This window comes from Psychrosphaera sp. F3M07 (assembly GCF_018860345.1).
GTDB lineage: Bacteria > Pseudomonadota > Gammaproteobacteria > Enterobacterales > Alteromonadaceae > Psychrosphaera > Psychrosphaera aquimarina.
Genome location: NZ_JAHKPJ010000021.1, coordinates 170,559 through 193,285, shown reverse-complemented (window position 1 = coordinate 193,285; position 22,727 = coordinate 170,559). Strand labels below are relative to the sequence as shown.

The window sequence follows — 22,727 nt, the reverse complement described above, 5'->3', positions numbered from 1 at the left end:
ATAACATTATGATTTATATCTACTTTTCACTATGGAATAAAGATTGCGTAAATAGCAAAATCAACCAATTCGTGTTCATAATTGAGACCCTATATATATGACAATTCGACGTCACCTATTTTTATTAATCACCGGACTTGTTTTAGTGATTGCCATCGCACAAGTCGCCCTTCTATTCCACTTTAAAAATAATGTAGATGCTGAAATAGAGCAAAGGGGGAAAGACTTTGCTGACCGAATATTAAAATATACGATTGATAGTATTGAAGACGAAGATCATACAACTCAACTTGAAACTAAGCTTGATATCCTCACCTATTTACCAGAAAAACAAGATCCACCTTTTATAGACATGTTAAGAATCCATGTATTAAAAAAAGCAAAACCTCAGTTCAGTTTAAAAATGGAAATTGATGCTGACATATTAAATTCAGATGACAAACTGTTAAATGCGTTATCAAAAGTACCAGCAGAAATAAAACCAACCGTATTATCATTAGCCCAACAGCTTAAATCACAAAAAATGCATAATTTAGAAGTTCTAGAGAAAGGGTTCCGGATAAAACTAGGTATTAAAAAAGCACATCCTAACAAACTGATTAAACGTCATTTAGCCAAACAAATAGAAAATATGAAAAACATAGGTATTGAAAACGACAATATCAAAATTGAAACTACCTCGGAGAACGGCACTAAAAAGATTTGGCATGCTAAGAGTGTTAAAAAACACGATCCTAATGTGATCATCAATAAACGAAAATCACAAATATCTGAATTATTTAACTACATCACATTTGTCATCGTCTTCACTACATTTATTTCAATTCTGTTTGTATTTTGGTTAAGCGCACGATTTAGTAAACCCATGCAAGAATTAATTAACGGATTTAAACAACTAGAACAAGGTAACTTTGGTGTACAAGTAGAACCTCAAGGTGTTGCTGAGGTAAGCCAAACTATCCATAGATTTAACTCCATGAGTAACCAATTAGCAAAACTAGCGGATGCGGAAACAAAATTACAGCAACAAACTCACTTAACTGAGATAAGTGACGTAAGTAAAGGTATAGCTCATGCTTTACGAAATCCTATGCACACCATTGGGTTAGCGATTGAACAATTACAGAGCGGCCAAGTTTCTGAATCCATAAAACAGAAACTGTTTAAACAAATACAAAGTAAAATTACACAGTTAGATAAAAACATTAAAGCATTGTTAACTATTACATCTGATGGACTTGAGCGAGAAGAGAATGTTTCTTTAACCGCAATTCTTAATGATGTAATACTTGAATTAAAACAAACTCACGATAATTCAGTTTGCGTATTAAATGTTGAACTTATATCAGACAATAAAATTAAGATAATAGGTGCAGAAAGTGAGTTCCGTGCTATTTTCCATACATTGATTTTTAATGCCTATGAAGCCAGCTTAGATAAATTACAACATAATTCGTCAGTGGACAAAAACACGCCGATAACTATTATTGTCAAGGCATCCATAACAAACGAACTACCGGTCATAACGATAACTGACTTTGGGTCAGGACTTGATTCGAATATAGAATCACGGCTTTTTTCTGCACACTGCTCTACCAAAGCTGAAGGTGCAGGCATGGGACTTTATATCAGCAAACGTCTAGTAGAATTACATTATGACGGCACATTAACCGTAAATAACAATATAGAACATGGAAAAGTAACTGGAGTCACTGCAATATGTACACTTCCTCGTTCGGTACAACAGGACATCAAATAATGCATGTTTTATTAGTAGAAGATGAACAAGATCAGCGTGAACTTGTTGCCAATATATTAGAAGTCAACGACATTAAAGTAACTCAAGCAGACAGTGTTGAAAGCGCAATTGTTTCCTTAAAAAACTTAGTTAAACAAAACACTTTACCTGATGTTATCTTCTCAGATTGGAAATTAGGTACTTTAACCGGTATTTCATTATTAGAGTACGTTAGAAACAATTCTCTAAATATCGGCTTTGTCGTTGCTACGGCTTATGGTTCAGTAAAACACGCAATAGAAGCCATTGAAAAAGGCGCAGATGATTATTTAAGTAAGCCTTTCCAATCACAAGAATTACTACTGGCTATTTCAAAAGCCAATACGGCAAAGTCACTACGAGAACAAAACCAATCGTTAGAAAAACAGTTAACTGAACAACAAAACATGGTTGATTTAGTTGGTAATGCGCCTTGTATGCAACAGGTTTATGAACGTATTAAACGTGTATCCAATACCAATGCCACTGTTATGATAACTGGCGAAAGTGGTACCGGAAAGGAATTAGCAGCCAGAGCATTACATCAACTTTCTGATAGAAAGAATAATAGTTTTATAGCCATTAATTGTGGAGCTATCCCAGAATCATTAGCAGAAGCTGAACTATTTGGTGCTGAAAAAGGCGCATTTACAGGTGCTATTGCACAAAAAATTGGAAAAATTGAAGCGGCACATCAAGGTACATTATTCCTAGATGAAATTGGTGAGTTACCTATTTTATTACAAGCTAAATTACTGCGCTTTTTGCAGGAAGGTGTGATTACCCGCTTAGGCTCCAATGACGAAATTCAAGTTGATGCCCGCGTAATTGCGGCAACTCACAGAGACATTCCAACCCAAATAAGCAAACAAGAGTTTAGAGAAGATCTCTATTATCGTTTAAACGTTGTACCACTAAGAATGCCTTCTTTAAAAGAAAGACCTGAAGATATTCCAAAACTGATTTTGCACTTTATCAATAAGTTTGAACAACAATACGGCGGTCAATCCGCTAAATTATCAGCGCCAACCAAAAAGCTATTACTTGATCACGACTGGCCAGGTAATGTGCGTGAGTTGAGCAACAAACTAGAACGTTTTGTGTTATTAGGTGATGAACAAGAGTTAATTGAAGACCTAACAAGACAAGAGACTAATTCAACAAACTTTGATACAAACATGCCACAACAAAATGGTGAATTTAACATTCCAGAAAATGGCATGAATTGGGATGACTTTGAAAAACAAGTTTTACAACAAGCCCTACTTAAAACTAAAAACAATAAAACCAAAGCCGCTAAGTTATTAGGCATGGGGTATAAACAGTTTTTGTATCGAATTGAGAAGTTTGAGTTATAGCGGCGAGCGGCGAAAAATATATAAATCCTATGCAGATTGTAATATATAAATATTACTTTGTTCGTGGACAAATAGACGATCTAGTTTCACTTTAAATATTTAGGTCGCCATTTCATTACACCGCATAAACAAACAATTAGATGTTAGCGGCACTAAAATATCACCATAAAAAATAGACATAGAATCACTCGCAATAAATCCATCAGAGTTTGTAAACGACGTTATTGCTTTTACTTACCGATTACGGCTTATAACTTCCGGCTGACTTTTTACTGCTGTTTTTTATATAACTTACAACTTCCCCCATAACAGCGTAAGCTTGCCCCCTATTCAAAATTAAACATTAGGCTTGCACCATTTATTAACATGCGTGCATTAATAAACAATTTATATGCAATTAACAGCAAAACCATCCCTTAATAACGCTTTATTAATTTCCGTTCGTACACCTGAATTTAAAGGGGCTGAGGCTGAAGAGTCATTGGCTGAACTTGCCCGCTTGGTGACAACATTAGGATTTAAAGTTGTTGGTACTCAGTCACAAAATCAGAGTTCTACTAAACGCGTTAATGTTCTTGGGTTAGGCAAGTTAGCAGAAATAGCACAACTTACTGGTAACAAAGGGATAATTGAAGCTACTGATAATGACGATGAACTGGACTATGATTTAGACTTTAATGATATCCCATCAGTAAACCTACCTATTGCTTGTGCCGATATTGTAGTGTTTGACTGCGACTTAAGCCCATCTCAAATGCGTAATGTTGAGAACCAGTTAGGGGTTGAAGTATTTGACCGCACCGGCGTTATTATTGAAATATTTAGCCGTCATGCACGTACCAAAACGGCTAAATTACAAGTTGAAATTGCACGCCTTAACTATGTAGCACCAAGGCTTCGAGAAACCTCAACGGGTGATAAAGAACACCAAATGGGTAAAGGCGCAGGCGAAACTACACTGGAACTGAACCGTCGTAATGTTCGTGACCAACTTGCTGAATTAAAACGCCAATTGGTAAGTGTTCAAGAAGAAATGAAAGGCCGACGTACACAACGTTCTGAACATTTTTGTGTAGCATTGGTGGGATATACCAATGCGGGTAAATCATCAATGATGCGTGCAATTACCGGCAGTGAAGTTGAAGGTGAAAACAAACTGTTTGCCACTCTTGATACTACCGTTCGTGCATTATTCCCCGTTACTCACCCAAGAATATTAGTGTCAGATACGGTTGGTTTTATTAAGAAATTACCACATGATCTGGTTGCGTCATTCCATTCTACCTTAGCGGAAGCACATGATGCCTCGTTACTGTTATACGTGGTTGATGCCTCCGATCCTTCATTTCGCAAGCAACTTGAGGTTGTCAACGAAGTGCTTGAAGAAGTTGGCGTTGAAGGCAGTAAAAAATTACTTATATTAAACAAGTCCGATCAACTAAGCGTTGAGCAACAAGCTCAACTTATTATTGAGTATCCAGATGCGATGCTCACTTCAGCACGTGATCCCAAAGATGTGGCTAAACTGCATGAATATATAGTAGGTATTGCTGAACAAGAAATGATTGAGGAACAAGTCATTATTCCATATACCGCTAAAGGCATTGTTGGCGAGATACGTAACACCATGAGTGTAATTAATGAAGAATATGAATACGACCACATAAAGTTGACTGTACGTTCAAGTGCGATTGACTTAGCTCGATTAAAAAAGAGCATGCAAAATATATAATACATCCAATAATAATAGCGGTGAAATTAACTCGTTAATGTCACCGCTGTTAGTAAATGATTAATGTAAATGAACAGACCGATACTCAACTCTGCATAGATTATATGTCAGTCACCTCGTACATTTAAGGTTTAGTAATTAAACCCCTGTTCAAAGTGCAGATTTCAGTTTTACAATATCTAGTTGATAAACCATTAGTTTATTCTTAGTATGTGTCAAAGTTTGACACTTTAAGGTTATCTATGTCCTCGTCATTGTTTCTAAAGAAGCTCTTAAATTTAACGAATGAAGAATACACGTTGTTTAGTAAAGTGGTTAATAAAGCTCAATGGGATTCATTTGATGAGTTAATTGCATTATTTCCAGAAGATAATACCGATCTCACTGAAATCAGGCGCAAAATTAAAGATTATATTGATACACCTAGTTAATCATTATTTAACAGGTAAAAAAAAGACTGGCAAGCCAGTCTTTTTTTATAGCACAAATGTAGTCTAAGAAATAAATATTGGTTTAATTCTCGTTAACAATTCTATATCTGCTTCTGTGAATATGCCGGCAGCTAACCAAGATTCTAGTAACTCTTGAACATTATATTCAATGCCCTGCTCCATCTTAGCACTCAACATCTCCATTTGAACTTCATTACGTTTAGCTTTATCAACCTCTGGCGAAGTTAATCCAGCAGTGATCTCCATCATTAAGGTGACTTGATGACGATCTTGTTTTGAATTCATGTTAAAAGCATTTTGCCAAGAAGACTTAAACTGACTTAAATCAGCCGCCTTCCCCTCAACTAATGCTTCAACGGCAGAAAACAGATCTACATATATTTGTTGTTCTTGTTTTGCTCTACGTTCAGCAATAGCTTCATCAGCGATCTTAGTGATAGAAAGTACAATACGTCTTAACTTTTCAAACTGAGGTTTAGCAACACCTTTAACTTGAGTTAAGCTTTGTTCAGCCTGATCGATAATAGAACGCAGTTCATTTATTTCAGTCACATCTTCAATTGAATGTTTGAGATCAGATAACATGGCCATATGAGTATCAAATAACTCATTTGCCGCATCCATCTCTTGTTTCTTATCATTATCACGTTGTTCAAATATTGGGTTATTCACCGCTCTAAACTCATTCCAAAGCTTTTGGTCTGTGCCTTTACCTGCAAAACCAACGGTTTTCCACTTAGCTTGCAAACCTTTAAGTTTGTCTGACTTTTGTGTTAAATCCATTTCTTGAGCAGCTAATTCTTGCGCTTGTTTAATTAACGCTTGTTTTGCTTGTTCATTGCTAACGTGGTGCTTAGTAATGGCTTGTTTTATTGGTTTTAATGTTGCTTGATAACGGTTATTAATCTCAGATACTTTGTCTCGGTCGATTAATCCAGTTTCACGCCATAACTTAGTTAACTTCACAAAAACGGACTCTAAGTCCTTCCAGCTTGAAACTTCTGAGCTTTTTAAATTATTAGCTAACGTTTCCAACTGACTAATAATAAGAAGTTTGGCGTCCAAGTTAGCTTGGCGTTCATCTTCTAATTCTTTGTAGTGTTCACGACACGGTACAAAGGCAGTTTCACAAAACTGATTAAACTCTTCGTTTAATGCATTTTCTTGATCATCACCCGCATGGCCTAACGATTGCCAGTTAGAACGTAATAACCTTACACGATGAGCTTGTTCTGTAGGGTCAACCAATGGCGTTTCCGCCAATTTTTTAATATCCGCCAATAGCTCTTGTTTTTTAGGATTAGAAAAAGACATTTGTAATTCTTTTAACTTCTCCATTTCAGATTCTAAAAATTCCCAGTTACGGGCTATCTGATTTTTTTGGTAATCATTTAAGTCGGCATACCAAAAGGTCATTTTTTTATATAAACCAAATGCATTATTAAATTTCCCTTGCTTGATTAGTTCTTCAAGTTCAGGAATTTTGCGACGTATTTGATTGAATATTTGACGTTGTTGTTTCTCAAACTCACTAATCGCATTATCTCTGAGCTTAATTAAACTGTCATATTCACCAGCAATGTCCGTTGGCAGGGAGATACCTACTTCCTTTAAGTTATGCTGCCATTCTTTTTTAAGTTGTTTAAACTCACTTTGAATGGCATTTAAAGAAGTTAAGTCTTGAGGTATTGGTAGTTGTTGTAACTTTTCCAATAATCCTTTGGCCAATAATATCGATTGTTTTATTTTTGGTATTTGATTAGCACGGTTGAAAATTGTTTCTGCACGTTTTAATAACTCAATACGGTTAGTATCATTTAAACTAACTTCATTACATTTATGGGTAATGGTATTGATATCATTACTTAGTTGGCTTTGCTCTATTTCACTGTCGTCAGCAATTGACTGGGTAATTTTAGACTCGACAGCGGCTAATTCAGCACTGATTTGTTCAAAGTGATTTTGTTGCTCTTGAGCGAGTTGCTCGGCTTCTTGCTGTTGTTGCCATTGTGCTTTAAGCGGTGCTTGAATGCGTTCTAGTGTTGCTACGATTTTTTGATGTTTAGCCAGTAACTCGGTTTTCACTTCGTTTTCTAAAATATCAATGTCGTTTACTGCTTGTTGCCATTGATTTTCTATTTCAGCTTGTTTTTCAGCAATCACTGAAAAGTCGCTTTTATCTTTAAGTGCGTTTAATTGTGCTAACACTAATCTAATTTGCTTTTCTAACTTAACTGGTTTTTCCGCATCAAGTTTTAATTTTTCAATTTTTTGTTCAACATGGCTAAGTAAGCTGCCATTGAGTTTTTTAGCTAACTTCTTAAGTTGATTCATATCATTAATATTGGCTAATAAACTTAATTTTGCCTCATCAGATAAGGTACTTTCGGTAATCGCTCTGAAATGTAAAACGTCTTTATTTAAGCGCTCTATGGTACTTAACGTTAATGCTTCATCATTAAGTTCAAATACAATCCGTTCTAACAACTGAGTTTTATTACATTGCTCGATAAACTGCACTTTTAATTTTGCATCTAAATTTGTATCACGAACACCTGTTAATGACTCAATAATGATGCGTTCAGCATTTTTCTTAATGTTATCTGAGTGATCATTTCTAAATGCCTGCCACCATAATGCAAAATCATTTAATTTTTCTAAGGTTGCGCGTCTTACTTTCTCATCGCCATCATTAAAAGCCAACTCATGTAAAATTGATTTATTTGCTATAACATCTTTATCCAGTTCTGCAACGGCGGCTAAACGTTCACTTACTTTTTCACTTTGCCATTTTTTCTTTCTAAATAATTTACTAAATATCATCTTGGTCAAACCTTGCGATGTCAGTTTCAGGTAAAAATTCGCGTTTTAATTCACGCTTAGATTTCATCACCATTTCACCGTCTTCACCGATGGTAAAATGCTGATTAGATTTTTCAACTTTGGCTTGATACGCCAATACAAGTTGTAAGGAATTATCTCTTTGTTCCGCAGTTAAACGCTGGCCATTTTGCCATTTACCCGTTTCTACAGCGTATTTTAAGTTTTCAAAAACTTCCGGCGTTACTGACGCCAACATTTGATCTAAATTCATTGTGTTACCCACTAAGACTTTTTACGTTTGGACATAATGATCCGAATACGATTAATGATGTACCAGACAAAACCAACAACAATACATGCTTGCGACATGAAATATTGAGGAGCCGTTTTATCATCGCTGTTATAAAAGGTAAAAACCCCCATTAAAAATAACAACATCGCTATGGCTTGGTGAGTCATAATAGACTGACTATTTTTTAATGATTTGATCTTGCTTAATGAATGTAACTTTTCTTCAGTAAGATCATTCATATCTAGGTCGCAATGTGGACAAACCTTTTGTTTGTCCGAGATAGATTTTGCACATTGAGGGCATTTAATAATGGCCATACTACACTCTTTCTAAAAGATATTATTCATTTCATCCGTTGTAAAAATACTGAGGGATAAACGCAGAAAAAGCACCCTAATATTATTAGGATGCTTTTGATACTAATTATATAGTTTTAATTAGTATTTAATGTGGCTTAATTTTATAAAAACAACTTAGTTATCTTTATTTTCACCATGTTCTTTATTGAACTTAACCCAATAGTCATCAACCGTTTCCTTCATTTCTTTACGAAGTAACATGATGCCGAATAAGTTAGGTAAGGTCATAACAACAATGGCAACCGCAGCTAACATCCATATTAATGATGTATCAGCTACCGCAGCCCAAGCAAACGCCGCACAATAAATAACACGATATGGCATAACCGAACGTGCACCTAATAGGTACGTCATTGCTCTGTCGCCATAATACGACCAAGCTATCGCAGTTGAGAAAGCAAATAATAACAAACCAATAGTAACTATGTATTTGCCGTGCTCACCAAAGTAGCCTTTTGTAAATGCTTCTGTTGTTAAAGCGGCGGAGTGAATTAATGAATCACCGCGAACTATAATTTCTTTGTTTTTCAGTTGCCCATCGATAACCTGTAATTTGCCGTTATATAAATGTTCGCCTGGTAATAAGAAGTTTACGTTTTCAGCAATTGAACGTGAATTAATCACAGTGAAATTATCACCTTGAGCTTTACCTTCAATTACTTTTAATTCGCCAGAGAATTTTTCAACATCACTTTCTTGGCCATTTAAATAAAGGTATAGCGAGTTCATGTTTTGTTCAGAGCTTTCAACATATTGTCCTGACAATATTGACATGTCCGAACGTTGGAAATCATTTTCAAACTTATCGTGCCACGCACCAGAAGATAGAATCACCATACCAGTTAAAGTACAAATAATGATGGTATCAATAAACGGTTCTAAAATTGAAACCATACCTTCAGAAACTGGTTCGTCCGCTTTTGCTGCAGCATGTGCAATTGGAGCAGAACCTTGACCTGCTTCATTTGAGAATAAACCGCGGTTAACACCTTTAGTAAATGCATAAGCAAATGCCGCACCGACGAATCCACCTGTTGCCGCAGAACCAGTAAAGGCATCTGCAAATACAGAAACAAATGATGGTACTAAGTTTTCAATATTGTAGAAAATTACGCCTAACGCACCAATAACATAAAAAACAGACATAACAGGGACGATACGTGAAGTAACATAAGCGATACGTTTAATACCACCTAAGATTACAAGAGCTAGCGCTACCGCTAATACGCCACCGGTTATCATTCGTTCAATACCAAACGAACTTTCCATACTTACGGCGATATTATTTATTTGAGGTAAACTACCAGTACCAAATGAGCTAATTACCGTTGCGATCGCAAAGGCAACAGCGAGCCATTTCATATTTAAACGACGATCCATGTAATACATTGGACCACCCGCCATAGTGCCATCTTCCGCTTTCACACGATATTTGTGTGACATAGTTACTTCGACAAACTTAGTCGTCATACCAAAAAATGCCGTCATCCACATCCAAAATAATGCAGCCGGACCACCAATAGATAAGGCTAATGCAACACCACCTATGTTACCTGTTCCAACGGTACCAGATAATGCCGTTGAAAGAGCTTGGAAATGATTGGTATCACCTTCAGCGCCTTTTTTATCATACTTACCAGTTACAACCTGCCAAGCATGTTTAAAGTAACGTATTTGTGGAAATTTAAGGTAGATGGTGAAGAAGATACCGACACCTAATAGCACATAAGGGAACCAAGGAGAGCTTCCTAATAGGCTATCTAGAAAAACGAGTAAATCATTTAGTGCGTTCACTGTTTATTCCTTTTTTATTATAGTTATTGTTACATAAAATAATGGGGTAGTTCCCTACCCCATTTCGAAAGTTGTTTTAGCGTAATTTTTTAACTACCGCTAATATTGCAGTTAATACATCTGCGCCAAATTTAGCAGAACGAACATCGTTCCAACCATAAAACGCATCAGGAGCATCATTATGATCTTTAAATGGCATTTCTACGGTATAAGACAAACATTTAAACTGTTCGCCAACCCAAGCCGCACCAACAGTTGGTAATGCTTGGCCAGGTTCATCTTTGTCATAACCATGAACATCTTGAAACTCTGGTGTGGCTGAAGCATAAGCCGCTTTAAAAGTCTCTTCTAAAGCTTGATGACGTGCATCATAGCTTTTGATACCTTCACAACCAGCAACAAAGTTATATGGAATTGCTTCGTCACCATGGATATCTAAAAACATGTCCACACCCGTCTCGAGCATCTTCTGTCTAACGTAAAAAACTTCTGGGCTTTTATCTAAAGAAGGTTCTAGCCACTCACGGTTTAAGTTAGTACCAACCGCATTTGTTCTTAAATGTCCTCGAGCAGAACCATCTGGGTTCATATTAGGCACAACATAAAATACTGCGTTATCTAATAACAAACGTGACACAGCGTCGTCGTGGTCAAATAAACGTTCTAATAAACCTTCTACGTACCACTCAGCCATAGATTCACCAGGGTGTTGGCGTGCCGTTATCCAGATATTCTTTTTACCTTCAGCTTCTTGGCCAATTTGTAACAAAGACATATCTCTGCCATCAATAGTTTGACCTAAAGTAATAAGCTGAGTATCGGGAGCGAGTTGAGATTTATGAATTAAATCTAAGTGACGTTCATAGGAATAAGGAACAAAATAAGCATAAAACACATGGTCAAAATCAGGAATATGATTAAATTTCAATTCACCGTCTTCATAACAAGTATCAATACGGAACCAAGTTTCACGGTCATACGAAGCCATAGTTCTATAATCTTGCCACCCATCAGGATAAGCCGATTGTTTAGCGTTTAGAATTCTGAACTGGTGTTCTTCACCTGCGGTAGATTCAATTTTAAAATGAAACCACTGATAAAAATCTGAATTATTGTCTTTTGAAATGTTTAACTGAATGTCAGAGGTTGAGTCTAAGCTAACAACTTCAATGTTGCCGCTATCAAAATTACTACTAATTTTCATGGTTTGATCTCATAACTTGTTATCCGGTCAAGACTATCACATAAAATCCACTAGAAACCAGTCGTAAACCGTAATTTGATGATACTTTGCTTATAAAATCATCGACCTAAGTAGCATGCCAATTTCAGTACTGTAACCTAAAGATTTATTTACCACAATTCCGTCTGTGTCAATCACATAATAGGTTGGAAAGGCTTGTATCTTATAATCTTGAGACACATCAGCATTGCCTAATAAGGTTGTAAAACTGTATTCGCGTTGATGCATGAAATTTACTATTTCGTCAGGTGATTGGAAACTTAACGCAACAGATACCACATTAAATTGCTCGGAATGACTTTGGTAAAAATCTTGTACATTGGGCATGGTTAATTTGCATACAGAACACCAAGGTGCCCAAAAAAATAATAACGTAGGTTTATCAGACAATGACGCTAACGTGACTTTTTGGTTATTAATGTCCATTAATTCAAACTCTGGCGCTTTAATATCGCCAGAAGTGGACAACAAACTCGACTCTTTAAACCAACTAATAAGATTAAATATAGCGATAAAAATAAGGGCTTGAACGGTTAAGTTTTTTAACATGTGACTAAAAATACCTTAGGACTATAAAGCCTATTTACAGGGTTAACAGTGATAAGACCGGACGTTCATGTATTTCATTCAAGACTTTTATAATTAATATTAAAATTCATAAGTTAATGTAAATGAAACAAATCTTGTTTGTTGTGGCACATAAAGTTGATTGTCTGTTTGGCTTGGATCATAAACCTTATGCGACTGATCAAACACATTTTCGGCTTTCAAAGACAATAATATACTTCGGCCTAGTTGATAATTAACTACAGCATTCACCAAATAAGTAGCGTTTTGATTAAACCCTGTTGATGCAAAATCACTAGAATCGAGTCCTGCTTTTAGGTCTACAGCTGAGCGTAATATGTTATTAACCCCAATTGTAAATCGGTTGATCTGAGATAATAAACTCAAAGTAGCAAATGTTTGAAACGCTTGTTCGTAGGTATCATTAAAATAATGGGTTAATGTACCTTGTAGTTTGATATGTTGATTGAGCTTATAATCCCCTTTTGCTTCCAAACCGAATATATCTTTATTGTTTAGATTATTATAAAAACGACGTTGGCTGCTATCCGGAAATGTTAAAGCGATGACTTTTGATTGTTGCTGATAAAACGCCGTTACTGTGGCATTCCAATCTTGTTCTGTGTAATCGTAACTTAATTGATAAGATCGTATTTTCTCTGGTTTCAAACTCTCATTGCCATGTAAATAGGGATCTTGTGAAAACAGTTCTATGAAATTAGGAGCGCGAAATGCTTCTGAATATTCAACACTAACATGACTTTTTTGATTTAAAATTCGGTTGTAACCAATATGAGTAGACACATCATCGGCAAAACCGTGGTTGCGCTCTAAACGAATACCCGCTGACACATGATCTATCGGACTCATTTGCCAACTCATACCACTGAATATCCCGTGGCTTTCAATACTCTGTAATAAGTTTGTATAGGGCCCGTACTCAGTGACACTCTGTATAGCGTCAAGATAATACAAATCTAACGGTAAACTGTCTTGTCCATCCGGAGTTAAATGCGAAGTTACTATCCCAGCTTTATCTTGTTCTTGTTGTTGCCATTGAACACCAAATTCAAATGATAAGGTATCTGACCATGTATAATTGGTCATTAAATTAAAATCCAATTTACGCGAGGACCAGTTAGGGCCAAACCAATAATCTTCAGAGAATGGTCTAATTCCAGCTTCGTCTATTCGAGCCACAGATTTAACTTCTGACTCTCCATAAGTTAATTCTGCATTAACATTAAATTGGTCTGTTAGCTGATATTGGTATTGATTCGATATAAAGCGATTTGTCGAGTTAAATTGATTATTTTGATGGTAACTTTGATTATTCAAAAAACCATCTTGTTGATGTTCTTCACTGTAATAATGTAAAACGTAATTACCTAACTGCCAATTGATGCTGAACTGATCATGTTTGTAAGGTTGGTTAATATAATCCTTACCTAAAACATAACTTGCACTTGGTATATTGTCAGAAGCATATTGTTGGCCGTCACCTTGCGTGTCCATAATAAAAAACGAGAACTCACCATAACCAGTATTTCTATATAAACTTGCAGATGCATTCTGATGGTTAAAGTCGCCACCCGCTATAGAAAGGCGGTTAGTCTTTTTAGTAATGATATTGATCACCGCTAAAGCTGCATTATTACCAAACCGAACCGCATTCGGTCCTGTGTATATTTCCACCGTTTGCGCTAACGTTGAATCAAAATAAGGCGAGCCCATCAATACGTCATTTATTAATAAGGTATTCAGTTTAACGCCATCAACCATCAGCACGACATAGCCAGAATCGGCAGCCACGCCACGCACTTGTAATTGGGTATGAGCCGAATTATTGCTGGTCATCACTGCTTGAAACCCAGGAACAAAATTTAATAAATTATATACGTTAGTCACTCCGTGACTTTTAATCTGTTGCTGATCAAAAACGTGACTTGCTTGATTTAACACAGATTGAGTTTGTGCTTCATTGGCCAATACAGTTTGACTTACAACAAGCGACAACAAGATGATTGAATTGAATTTAAACATTAACGCTGAATTTCTCTTTATGTGGATTGGTAGAAATTTAAAACACAATGAACAACGGTATCGTAATTACCTATTCAAATCATTAATTTTATCAAAATAAAAGCGCAATAAAAAAGGCCACAAAAATGTGGCCTTCTAAAATTATGTTTTATGTTATCAAGATTAAGTAGTTGGCAACGATGGATATTTAATACCCGCCATTTCTTGCATAACGCGAACTACTTGGCAGCTATAACCAAATTCATTGTCATACCAAACATACAATACTGCACGGTTATCTTGTACGATCGTGGCTCTTGAATCCACAATACCTGCATAACGGTTACCAACAAGATCCGTAGAAACAATCTCAGTAGAACTCGTGTAATCAACTTGATCTCTCAGCTCAGAATGTAACGCCACATCCAGTAAGAACTTGTTTAACTCATCTTCTGATGTAGGTTTATCTAAATTTAGATTCATTATTGCCATAGACACATTTGGCGTTGGAACACGAATAGCGTTACCAGTTAACTTACCTTTTAGCTCTGGTAGTGCTTTTGATACCGCTTTTGCCGCACCCGTTGACGTTAATACTAAGTTTAACGCAGCCGCACGGCCTCTTCGCTCACCTTTATGGAAGTTATCAATTAGGTTTTGGTCATTAGTATAAGAGTGAACCGTTTCAACATGTCCGTTATCAATCCCATACTCATCATTGATCGCTTTTAGTATCGGCGTTATTGCATTGGTTGTACACGAAGCTGCACAAACGATTTTATCGTCACTTTCGATATCAGTGTGATTTACACCATATACAATGTTTTTAATCTCGCCACCAGCTGGTGCTGTTAATAATACTTTCGCTGCACCTTTGGATTTTAAGTGTAAACCTAAACCATCTTCATCTTTCCAAATACCTGTATTATCAACAATTAAGGCATTATCAATACCATAATCTGTGTAATCTATGCTATCTGGAGAGTTTGCGTATATCACTTGAATGTAAGAACCGTTCGCTTTAATGACATTAGCTTTAGTATCAACGGTAATGCTGCCATTAAATGGTCCATGTACAGAGTCACGGCGCAATAAACTTGCTCGTTTTTCTAAGTCACCGTCTTTACCGCCACGAACTACGATGGCACGTAAACGTAATGTCGCATTAGGACCATTTCTTTCGATTAACAAACGTGCTAATAAACGACCAATACGACCAAATCCGTATAACACAACATCTTGAGGTTCTGGGTGTCCATCTTGGTCTAAAATATCAGCCAATTCACGTTTTAAGTATTCTTCTTTTGAAAGCCCTTCACCTTTGTTTTTGTATATGTAACCAAAGGCCAACTTACCTAAATCAATTTTTGCAGGGTTTAAATTTAATCCCGAAAGGATCTCTAAAAATTCATAACTTTCACGAACTCTAAGTTTGGTGCTCTCGTACTTAGTTACCGTTTTATGAGCCTTGATAATATCGATAGCAGATGCTGATACAAGTGGACGACCATAAATACAAATTTCTATTCCTCGACCACGATACAACATACCAATTAGTGGTTGCATGCGATCTGCAAATTCTTGTCTTTCTAACCAACTTTTTTGATAAGTTTGTTCAGGAGTTAACGTCATTACATCAGCCTTTATAATAATTTAATTCACAAGGTTAAGGTGTTCACCTCAAGTGCGGGCGCATTGTAAATTATTTTTTCGTAAGTTTAAATGTAATACTACAACTTTAGTTACAGAATTTTAAAAAAGTGGATTTAAACCATTACAAAAGACTGACAAATAGCTCACTAGTTTATTAATACAACTCGTTAAAAGTAACTAAATCCAAGTTTTTACAGACTATTTTCTTATTTAGAGCCATCATCAAAGGTAAGTGACACTGAATTAACACAGTAACGATTACCAGTTTCTGTTGGGCCATCTTCAAATATATGACCTAGATGCGCGTCACATTTGGCACAGGTAATTTCAACCCTTACCATGCCTAAGGTTAAGTCTTTATGATACTCAACACTTCCCTCAATGCTTTGATCAAACGACGGCCAACCACAATGAGAATCAAACTTCTGAGTTGAATTAAATAATTGAGAACCACAACACACACATACATATTGGCCTTGTTCATTATGGTCCAAATACTTGCCTGTGTATGGACGTTCGGTTCCCTTCAACCTTGTTACTCTATAGGTTTCTTCATCTAATTCGGCTTGCCACTCTTGTTCTGATTTAGTTACTTTGTCCATTTTTGTCTCGCTTTTAACAATTGTTCTATTAGTGTTAGTCCACTGTAACTTATCTACAATAGTTTACAGGCAAAAAAAAACCATATCCGTTGATATGGTTTTATAAAGGCGTATAAAAACTACACCTTAACGATTGGACGAGCCGCTTGGCTCCATTCAACGTGGTACATTTTGCCATCGGTCTTATCAGCACGTTCAAAAGTATGCGCGCCAAAGAAATCGCGCTGACCTTGTAACAAGTTTGCTGGTAAGGTTTCACTACGGTATGAGTCGTAATATGCCAACGCTGAAGAAAACGCACCAACAGGAATACCCATTAATGACGAGTTAGCGACAGTACGACGCCAATTTGTTTGGTACTTAGCAATTTGCCCGGCAAAAAACGGGTCGATTAATAAGTTAGATAACTCTTCATCACGCTCATAAGCTTTCGTAATAGACTGTAAGAATACTGCACGTATGATACAACCAGCACGCCAAATTTTTGCAATACCAGCAAAATCTAAGTTCCAGCCGTGTTCTTTACCAGCCATGCTCATTAATTGGAAACCTTGCGCGTAAGCACAAATTTTAGAACAATATAATGCATCATGTAATTGCGCGATAACTTCATCTTTATCTAAATTAAATTCAGATAGATCTGGACCCGCTAGTACTTTTGATGCAACAACACGTTCGCCTTTTAGCGTTGATAACGCACGCGCATAAACCGCAGACGTAATAGTTGGAGAAGGTGCGCCAATTTGTAAAGAGCTCACTGCTGTCCATAAACCTGTACCTTTTTGGCCAGCTTTATCAAGAATGATATCAACTAATGGTTGATTCGTATCTGGGTCAATATGCTCTAAAACCTCGGCACTGATCTCAATAAGGTAAGAATGTAACTCGCCTTCATTCCATTTTCTGAAGATGGCTGCAATCTCAACTGGTGTCATGTTTAAACCAGTACGCATAATATTGTAAGCTTCACAAATCAATTGCATATCAGCATATTCAATACCATTGTGAACCATTTTCACATAATGGCCTGAGCCTGTTTCGCCAATGTAAGTCGCACATGGCTCGCCTTCGATCACTGGATTACCAGGCTCATGACGTTCTATAGGTTTACCTGTTGCATCATCCACTTTAGCGGCGATGGCTTTGAACATTGGGGCAATACGAGTCCAAGCATAACGGTCACCACTTGGCATTAATGAAGCACCAAAACGCGCACCAACTTCACCACCAGAAACTGCGGTTGAGAAGAATAAGAAGTTACCTTCAAAGTTCTTTTCACGTTCTACCGTGTCTGTCCACAAACTATTGCCGGTATCAACAACGATGTCGTCTGCCTGAATGCCTGCATCAATTAATTTATGACATACGTCATCAACAGGACGGCCTGCAGGAACGGAAAGAATAACAAGGTGTGGAGATGTTAGTTTAGATAATAATTCTGTATAAGAAGTACAAGGGAAAATTCGTTGTGGGTTATCACCCCTTTCCAATTCGTCTTGCTTTATTGCACTGGCTACTTTTTCAGTATCCAAATCAAAAGCGGCAATGGTGTAACCATTGTCTGCTAAATTAAGAGCTAGGTTTTTCCCCATAACTCCCAAACCGATAAAACCGATATCACATAAAATAGCGTTGTCAGACATACAATTAGCTTCTCTTAGTTTCAATAATGGTGCAAGTGCAATTTTGGCGCGGATTATACAGAATTCACCTTTAAGTTCCTACCAAATAACTTAAATTATAAATTATAAATTATTCTGCACTTGCTTATTTATTCTAAAAAAATTGATTTTTTAATAATCTAATTGCCATAAACTTAGGCTGTGAGCCTTTTGTTTATAGCTGTCTTCCGTTTTTATGATTGGGCTTAATAGGTCTAGTTCAGTATCAATTAACAAGGTCTTTTTACTACTTTTTGGGATTTGATAAACCGAATCTTCATCCGATGCATTTAACAACAATAACATTTTATATTTTTGATCATCGTCCGCCATAACTAAGGCCAAACATTGATTATCGTGATCATGCCAATCGTCAACTTGTTTGGTTTCGCCATCTGGCCGAATCCAATAAACGTGGTGATGTATGGCACTATAATGATAATCATCATCTGGTAACAGGCAATGGGTTAATACTGGATACTGCTTTCTGAGTTGAATGCAATATTGGGTAAATTTATAAAATTTATTCTGCAAATCAGACATTTGCCAATTTAACCAGCTAATTGGGTTATCTTGACAATATGCGTTGTTATTACCGCCTTGTGTTCTAGATCGTTCATCACCGGCTAACAAATGCGGGATTCCTTGCGAGAATAACAAGGTGGCCATCAAATTACGTTTTTGTTGTTCACGCTTATCAATAATATCTTGATCCGTTGTCGGCCCTTCTACACCGTAATTACAACTGTAATTCGCCCCATGCCCATCTCTGTTGTCTTCTAAATTGGCTAAGTTGTGTTTTTGCTCATAACTCACAAGATCATGTAAAGTATAACCGTCATGATAAGCTATATAATTTACTGACGTTATTTGACTGCGTTTGCCTTTTCTAAAGATGTCTCTTGATCCTAAAATCCGACTAGCGGTTTCGGCAACTAACCCTTTATCACCACGCCAAAACTGCTTTAATCCATCTCGGTATTTGTCGTTACACTCTAACCAATAGTTCGGAAAATTACCAAGCTGATATCCTTGAGGGCCTATATCCCAAGGCTCGGCTATTAATTTAGCTCGGCATATAATTGGGTCTTGTTTCATGGCCCTAAATAAAGCACAGCCTTGATTAAAGCGTTCACCATTGCGGCCTAAGGTTGCAGCTAAATCAAAACGAAATCCGTCTACCTGCATGTCTGTCAGCCAATAACGCAAAGAGTCCATGATCATTTTAAGGGCGTAATCGTTATCAGCATTTACTGTGTTGCCACACCCCGTGTAGTTGGCAAAACTTTTTTTATAATCGCCTTCAGTATTCAAATAAAAATCAAAGTTGGCTAACCCTTTGAAACTAATTAACGGACCATTTTCATCAGCTTCTGCTGTATGGTTAAAAACCACATCTAATATAACTTCAATGTCATTTTTGTGAAATTCACGTACCAAGGTTTTAAATTCTGTCACCGCATCACTGACGGCATAACGAGGGTCTGGTGCAAAAAAATTGACTGGGTTATATCCCCAATAATTGGTTAACTCCAACTGTTCTAATCTAGGTTCACTCATAAAGTGAAATACAGGCATTAATTGAACACTAGTCACGCCTAGTTGTTTTAAATAGTCAATAACTTCAGGTTCAGCTAGTCCTAAATAAGTACCTCTGAGTTCGGGGTGAATACTGTTTAATTGCTGAGTAAACCCTTTTACGTGTGTCTCATATAAAATGGTGTCGCTGTTTTTGATGTTTGGTTTCGAGGTATTTTGCCAGTCAAATTCGGCGAGTGTTAAGTGGGATTTTGCAATAAAAAACGGGCTATTATCTTGATATAAATCTTGGTTCCATACTAAGTGACGATTAAACGATTTTGCATAAGGGTCTATTAGAAGTTTTTCACTGGTGGTTAATGCTTTATTTTCATCTTTATTAATTACTTGTAATGCGTAAACCCAAGTTTCATCAATACCTGTGAGATGGCAATGGAATACGTTACCGGTACGGTTATCGGCTTCGATACGGGTGATAAACTCTTCCGTATCTGGTAAAAAGAAATGAATAAATAGGCGCTTAGCATCTGGTGCATAAACAGCAAAATTAAATCCACCGTCTTTTTTATTTACACCTAACCACTTTGCGTCGCCGGAGTCGACTTGTATCGCTAATTCGTTATTCATTAATAACCTATTTACACTGAGTTACGTTAGCGTGATATATAAGGTTGAGAGAGGCGGCAAGTTAATTAACAAACTATGCTCTTTGCCCTGCCAGCCCATACATTCGGTCACGAGCTCAAGTCCTGTCGAATAATTACTGCCCCAGTAGTATTCACTATCTGAATTTAATAATACTTTATATCGCCCAGGATTCGTCACACCTACACGATAATAATCACGTGGAATTGGTGTGAAGTTACTGATCACTATGATTTCGTTACCGTCTTTATCTTTTCTGGCAAACGCTAATACACTTTGTTCTGCATCTTGGTGATCTAACCATTCAAACCCTGCGTGTTCATGATCTAACTGGTGTAATGGCGCATGTTCACAATATAAATGATTTAAATCTTTATAAACGTTTTGCATACCTTGATGTTTTTCATTCGCTAACAAATGCCAATTAATGCTGGAGTTATGATCCCACTCTTTTACTTGTGCGATTTCATTACCCATAAAGTTTAATTTTTTACCCGGATGGGCATACATAAACGCAGCATAACACCGTTGATTTGCCGCTTGTTGCCATTCATCACCCGGCATTTTTCTTAATAACGAGCCTTTTCCATGTACCACTTCATCGTGAGAAATTGGTAACACAAAATGTTCATCGTAGTTATATACCATGGCAAAAGTGATGTCGTTATGATGATAATTACGGTAAGCCGGATCTTTACTCACATACGTTAATGAGTCATGCATCCACCCCATGTTCCATTTAAAATCAAAACCTAAACCACCGTATTGGGTAGGATGAGAGACTTTTGGAAATGACGTAGATTCTTCTGCGATGGTTAACGCATTTGGATGTTTACTATGAACTTCGTCGTTCATCCAACGTAATAAACTTATGGCTTCATAGTTATGATTGCCACCGTCTACATTAGGTATCCACTCTCCATCTTCGCGAGAATAATCTAGGTACAACATCGAAGCGACTGCATCTACGCGTAGTGCGTCAATATGGAATTTATCCAACCAGTACAAGGCTGTTGATACTAAAAATTGTCTAACGGTGTCTTTACCAAAGTCGTAAATGCACGAATTCCAATCAGGATGCCAGCCTTTACGTGGATCATCATATTCATAAACATGAGTCCCATCAAAACGTGCTAAGCCGTGCGGATCTTCTGGAAAATGTGCTGGAACCCAATCGATAATAATACCAATGTCACTTTGGTGGCAGGCATCAACAAATGCCTTAAACTGATCAGGGTCACCAAAACGAGAGGTCGGAGCAAACATAGCGGTTGGTTGATAACCCCAAGAGCCAGTGAATGGATGTTCTGATACTGGTAACACTTCAATATGGGTGTATCCCATTTCTTTTACATAAGGAATAAGCTGATCAATCATTTCAAGATAAGAAAGCGGTACAAATTCGCCATCCACTTCTTTCATGCGCCAAGAACCTAAATGCACCTCATAGATAGCCATAGGCTTATGCACATAGTCTTGTTCTTTGCGAGTTAGCCACTTTTCATCTTGCCACTGATATTCATTATGATCATAAACAATAGAGGCAAATGACGGGTACTGATCTTGGTAAAAACCGACCGGGTCTGATTTGTGCGGTAAGTTGTGACCATGTTGATCTTTGAGTTCAAACTTATACTTAACACCGGCCTCCAGCTCTGGTACCACTATGACAAAGTGACCACATTGTGTTTTTTCCATTGGTAATTGACGACCATCCCAATGATTAAAGTCGCCGATTAAACTACATGTGGAAGCATTAGGGGCAAAAACAGCAAAACGAGTGGCATTCAATACTTTTTTACCAACAGTTAATTGGGTTAACTGTGCACCTAATTGTTGATATATATTCTCTGGTTGGTGGGAAAGGTAATGAACAGCATAAAATGCATCTTGCTTAAATTGATATGGGTCTATCACCACATTTGAGCTGTCGGCATAACTTACGTTAAAACGGTAATTAAAATGATTTTTTCTTCTTGGTAATACCAATTCAAATAAACCACTTTGTTCAACTTGTGTTAATTGACCTAAACTTCGATCTTTAGAAAATTCGATTAACTCAACATTGGTGGCACTAGGGAACCATGCCCTAACAATGAGCCCTTTGCCTTGGGTATTTTCAGATAAACCTAAATAAGAAAACGGATTGGTAACATTGGCATTAGATAATGTACTGGCTAACTCACTTGGGTTCATCTTAGATCCTGT

At 36.9% G+C, this 22,727-nt stretch carries 16 protein-coding genes; 4 read left to right on the top strand and 12 right to left on the bottom strand.

The genetic code is table 11. The features are described 5' to 3' along the window. Positions 1-97: 97 nt before the first annotated feature. The 4 genes from KO505_RS11615 (at position 98) to KO505_RS17495 (ending at position 5,298) form a co-directional block, all read left to right on the top strand. Positions 98-1,759, top strand: a complete 1,662-nt coding sequence (locus tag KO505_RS11615; RefSeq protein ID WP_216055613.1) for a HAMP domain-containing sensor histidine kinase — start codon at positions 98-100, stop codon at positions 1,757-1,759. Next, positions 1,759-3,135 carry a sigma-54 dependent transcriptional regulator gene (locus tag KO505_RS11610; RefSeq protein ID WP_216055612.1) on the top strand — a complete coding sequence of 459 codons (1,377 nt, stop codon included), beginning with the start codon at positions 1,759-1,761 and terminating at the stop codon, positions 3,133-3,135. Before KO505_RS11615 ends, KO505_RS11610 begins: the two co-directional genes overlap by 1 nt. A 391-nt stretch (positions 3,136-3,526) precedes the next feature. Next, entirely contained in the window at positions 3,527-4,867 is a 1,341-nt protein-coding gene (gene hflX, locus KO505_RS11605) for a GTPase HflX (protein ID WP_216055611.1), read from the top strand. A gap of 299 nt (positions 4,868-5,166) precedes the next feature. Beyond that, a complete protein-coding gene (locus KO505_RS17495; RefSeq protein WP_256447643.1) occupies positions 5,167-5,298 on the top strand; it encodes a hypothetical protein in 132 nt (43 codons plus the stop codon). Between the two features lie 63 nt (positions 5,299-5,361). Here the strand turns inward: KO505_RS17495 and KO505_RS11600 are convergent, their stop codons facing one another. The 12 genes from KO505_RS11600 to glgB form a co-directional block, all read right to left on the bottom strand. Beyond that, positions 5,362-8,142: a DUF349 domain-containing protein gene (locus tag KO505_RS11600; RefSeq protein ID WP_216055610.1), complete on the bottom strand. Its 2,781-nt coding sequence runs from the start codon at positions 8,140-8,142 to the stop codon at positions 5,362-5,364. Continuing rightward, a complete protein-coding gene (locus tag KO505_RS11595) occupies positions 8,132-8,413 on the bottom strand; it encodes a YeaC family protein (protein ID WP_216055609.1) in 282 nt (93 codons plus the stop codon). The genes KO505_RS11600 and KO505_RS11595 overlap by 11 nt, the downstream gene beginning before the upstream one ends. A gap of 11 nt (positions 8,414-8,424) precedes the next feature. Beyond that, complete coding sequence (locus tag KO505_RS11590; protein ID WP_216055608.1) at positions 8,425-8,751, bottom strand: zinc ribbon domain-containing protein; 327 nt, start codon at positions 8,749-8,751, stop codon at positions 8,425-8,427. 156 nt (positions 8,752-8,907) lie between these two features. After that, entirely contained in the window at positions 8,908-10,587 is a 1,680-nt protein-coding gene (locus tag KO505_RS11585) for a sodium:alanine symporter family protein (RefSeq protein ID WP_216055607.1), read from the bottom strand. Positions 10,588-10,663: 76 nt separating this feature from the next. After that, the gene (locus tag KO505_RS11580) at positions 10,664-11,791 is read right to left on the bottom strand and encodes a M14-type cytosolic carboxypeptidase (RefSeq protein WP_216055606.1); all 1,128 of its coding nucleotides are present in this window, start codon (positions 11,789-11,791) and stop codon (positions 10,664-10,666) included. A gap of 90 nt (positions 11,792-11,881) precedes the next feature. Further along, complete coding sequence (locus KO505_RS11575; protein ID WP_216055605.1) at positions 11,882-12,379, bottom strand: redoxin domain-containing protein; 498 nt, start codon at positions 12,377-12,379, stop codon at positions 11,882-11,884. Between the two features lie 99 nt (positions 12,380-12,478). Next, complete coding sequence (locus tag KO505_RS11570; RefSeq protein ID WP_216055604.1) at positions 12,479-14,440, bottom strand: TonB-dependent receptor; 1,962 nt, start codon at positions 14,438-14,440, stop codon at positions 12,479-12,481. A gap of 162 nt (positions 14,441-14,602) precedes the next feature. Continuing rightward, positions 14,603-16,051 carry a glyceraldehyde-3-phosphate dehydrogenase gene (locus KO505_RS11565; RefSeq protein ID WP_216055603.1) on the bottom strand — a complete coding sequence of 483 codons (1,449 nt, stop codon included), beginning with the start codon at positions 16,049-16,051 and terminating at the stop codon, positions 14,603-14,605. Between the two features lie 227 nt (positions 16,052-16,278). Beyond that, positions 16,279-16,674: a peptide-methionine (R)-S-oxide reductase MsrB gene (gene msrB, locus KO505_RS11560; protein WP_216055602.1), complete on the bottom strand. Its 396-nt coding sequence runs from the start codon at positions 16,672-16,674 to the stop codon at positions 16,279-16,281. 119 nt (positions 16,675-16,793) lie between these two features. Further along, positions 16,794-18,317, bottom strand: coding sequence for an NADP-dependent phosphogluconate dehydrogenase (gndA, locus tag KO505_RS11555; protein WP_216055601.1), 1,524 nt, complete (start codon positions 18,315-18,317; stop codon positions 16,794-16,796). A gap of 150 nt (positions 18,318-18,467) precedes the next feature. Next, positions 18,468-20,501: a glycogen debranching protein GlgX gene (glgX, locus tag KO505_RS11550; protein WP_216055600.1), complete on the bottom strand. Its 2,034-nt coding sequence runs from the start codon at positions 20,499-20,501 to the stop codon at positions 18,468-18,470. Between the two features lie 21 nt (positions 20,502-20,522). Beyond that, the gene (gene glgB, locus KO505_RS11545) at positions 20,523-22,715 is read right to left on the bottom strand and encodes a 1,4-alpha-glucan branching protein GlgB (protein WP_216055599.1); all 2,193 of its coding nucleotides are present in this window, start codon (positions 22,713-22,715) and stop codon (positions 20,523-20,525) included. Between the last annotated feature and the right edge of the window lie 12 nt (positions 22,716-22,727).

Bases quoted from the DNA above. Each gene is read 5' to 3' on its own strand.
- KO505_RS11580 (WP_216055606.1), bottom strand. From the start codon at position 11,791: ATGAAAATTAGTAGTAATTTTGATAGCGGCAACATTGAAGTTGTTAGC.
- KO505_RS11595 (WP_216055609.1), bottom strand. From the start codon at position 8,413: ATGAATTTAGATCAAATGTTGGCGTCAGTAACGCCGGAAGTTTTTGAA.
- KO505_RS11565 (WP_216055603.1), bottom strand. From the start codon at position 16,051: ATGACGTTAACTCCTGAACAAACTTATCAAAAAAGTTGGTTAGAAAGA.
- glgX (WP_216055600.1), bottom strand. From the start codon at position 20,501: ATGAATAACGAATTAGCGATACAAGTCGACTCCGGCGACGCAAAGTGG.
- KO505_RS11570 (WP_216055604.1), bottom strand. From the start codon at position 14,440: ATGTTTAAATTCAATTCAATCATCTTGTTGTCGCTTGTTGTAAGTCAA.
- gndA (WP_216055601.1), bottom strand. From the start codon at position 18,317: ATGTCTGACAACGCTATTTTATGTGATATCGGTTTTATCGGTTTGGGA.
- KO505_RS11575 (WP_216055605.1), bottom strand. From the start codon at position 12,379: ATGTTAAAAAACTTAACCGTTCAAGCCCTTATTTTTATCGCTATATTT.
- KO505_RS11610 (WP_216055612.1), top strand. From the start codon at position 1,759: ATGCATGTTTTATTAGTAGAAGATGAACAAGATCAGCGTGAACTTGTT.
- KO505_RS11615 (WP_216055613.1), top strand. From the start codon at position 98: ATGACAATTCGACGTCACCTATTTTTATTAATCACCGGACTTGTTTTA.
- glgB (WP_216055599.1), bottom strand. From the start codon at position 22,715: ATGAACCCAAGTGAGTTAGCCAGTACATTATCTAATGCCAATGTTACC.
- msrB (WP_216055602.1), bottom strand. From the start codon at position 16,674: ATGGACAAAGTAACTAAATCAGAACAAGAGTGGCAAGCCGAATTAGAT.
- KO505_RS11590 (WP_216055608.1), bottom strand. From the start codon at position 8,751: ATGGCCATTATTAAATGCCCTCAATGTGCAAAATCTATCTCGGACAAA.
- hflX (WP_216055611.1), top strand. From the start codon at position 3,527: ATGCAATTAACAGCAAAACCATCCCTTAATAACGCTTTATTAATTTCC.
- KO505_RS11600 (WP_216055610.1), bottom strand. From the start codon at position 8,142: ATGATATTTAGTAAATTATTTAGAAAGAAAAAATGGCAAAGTGAAAAA.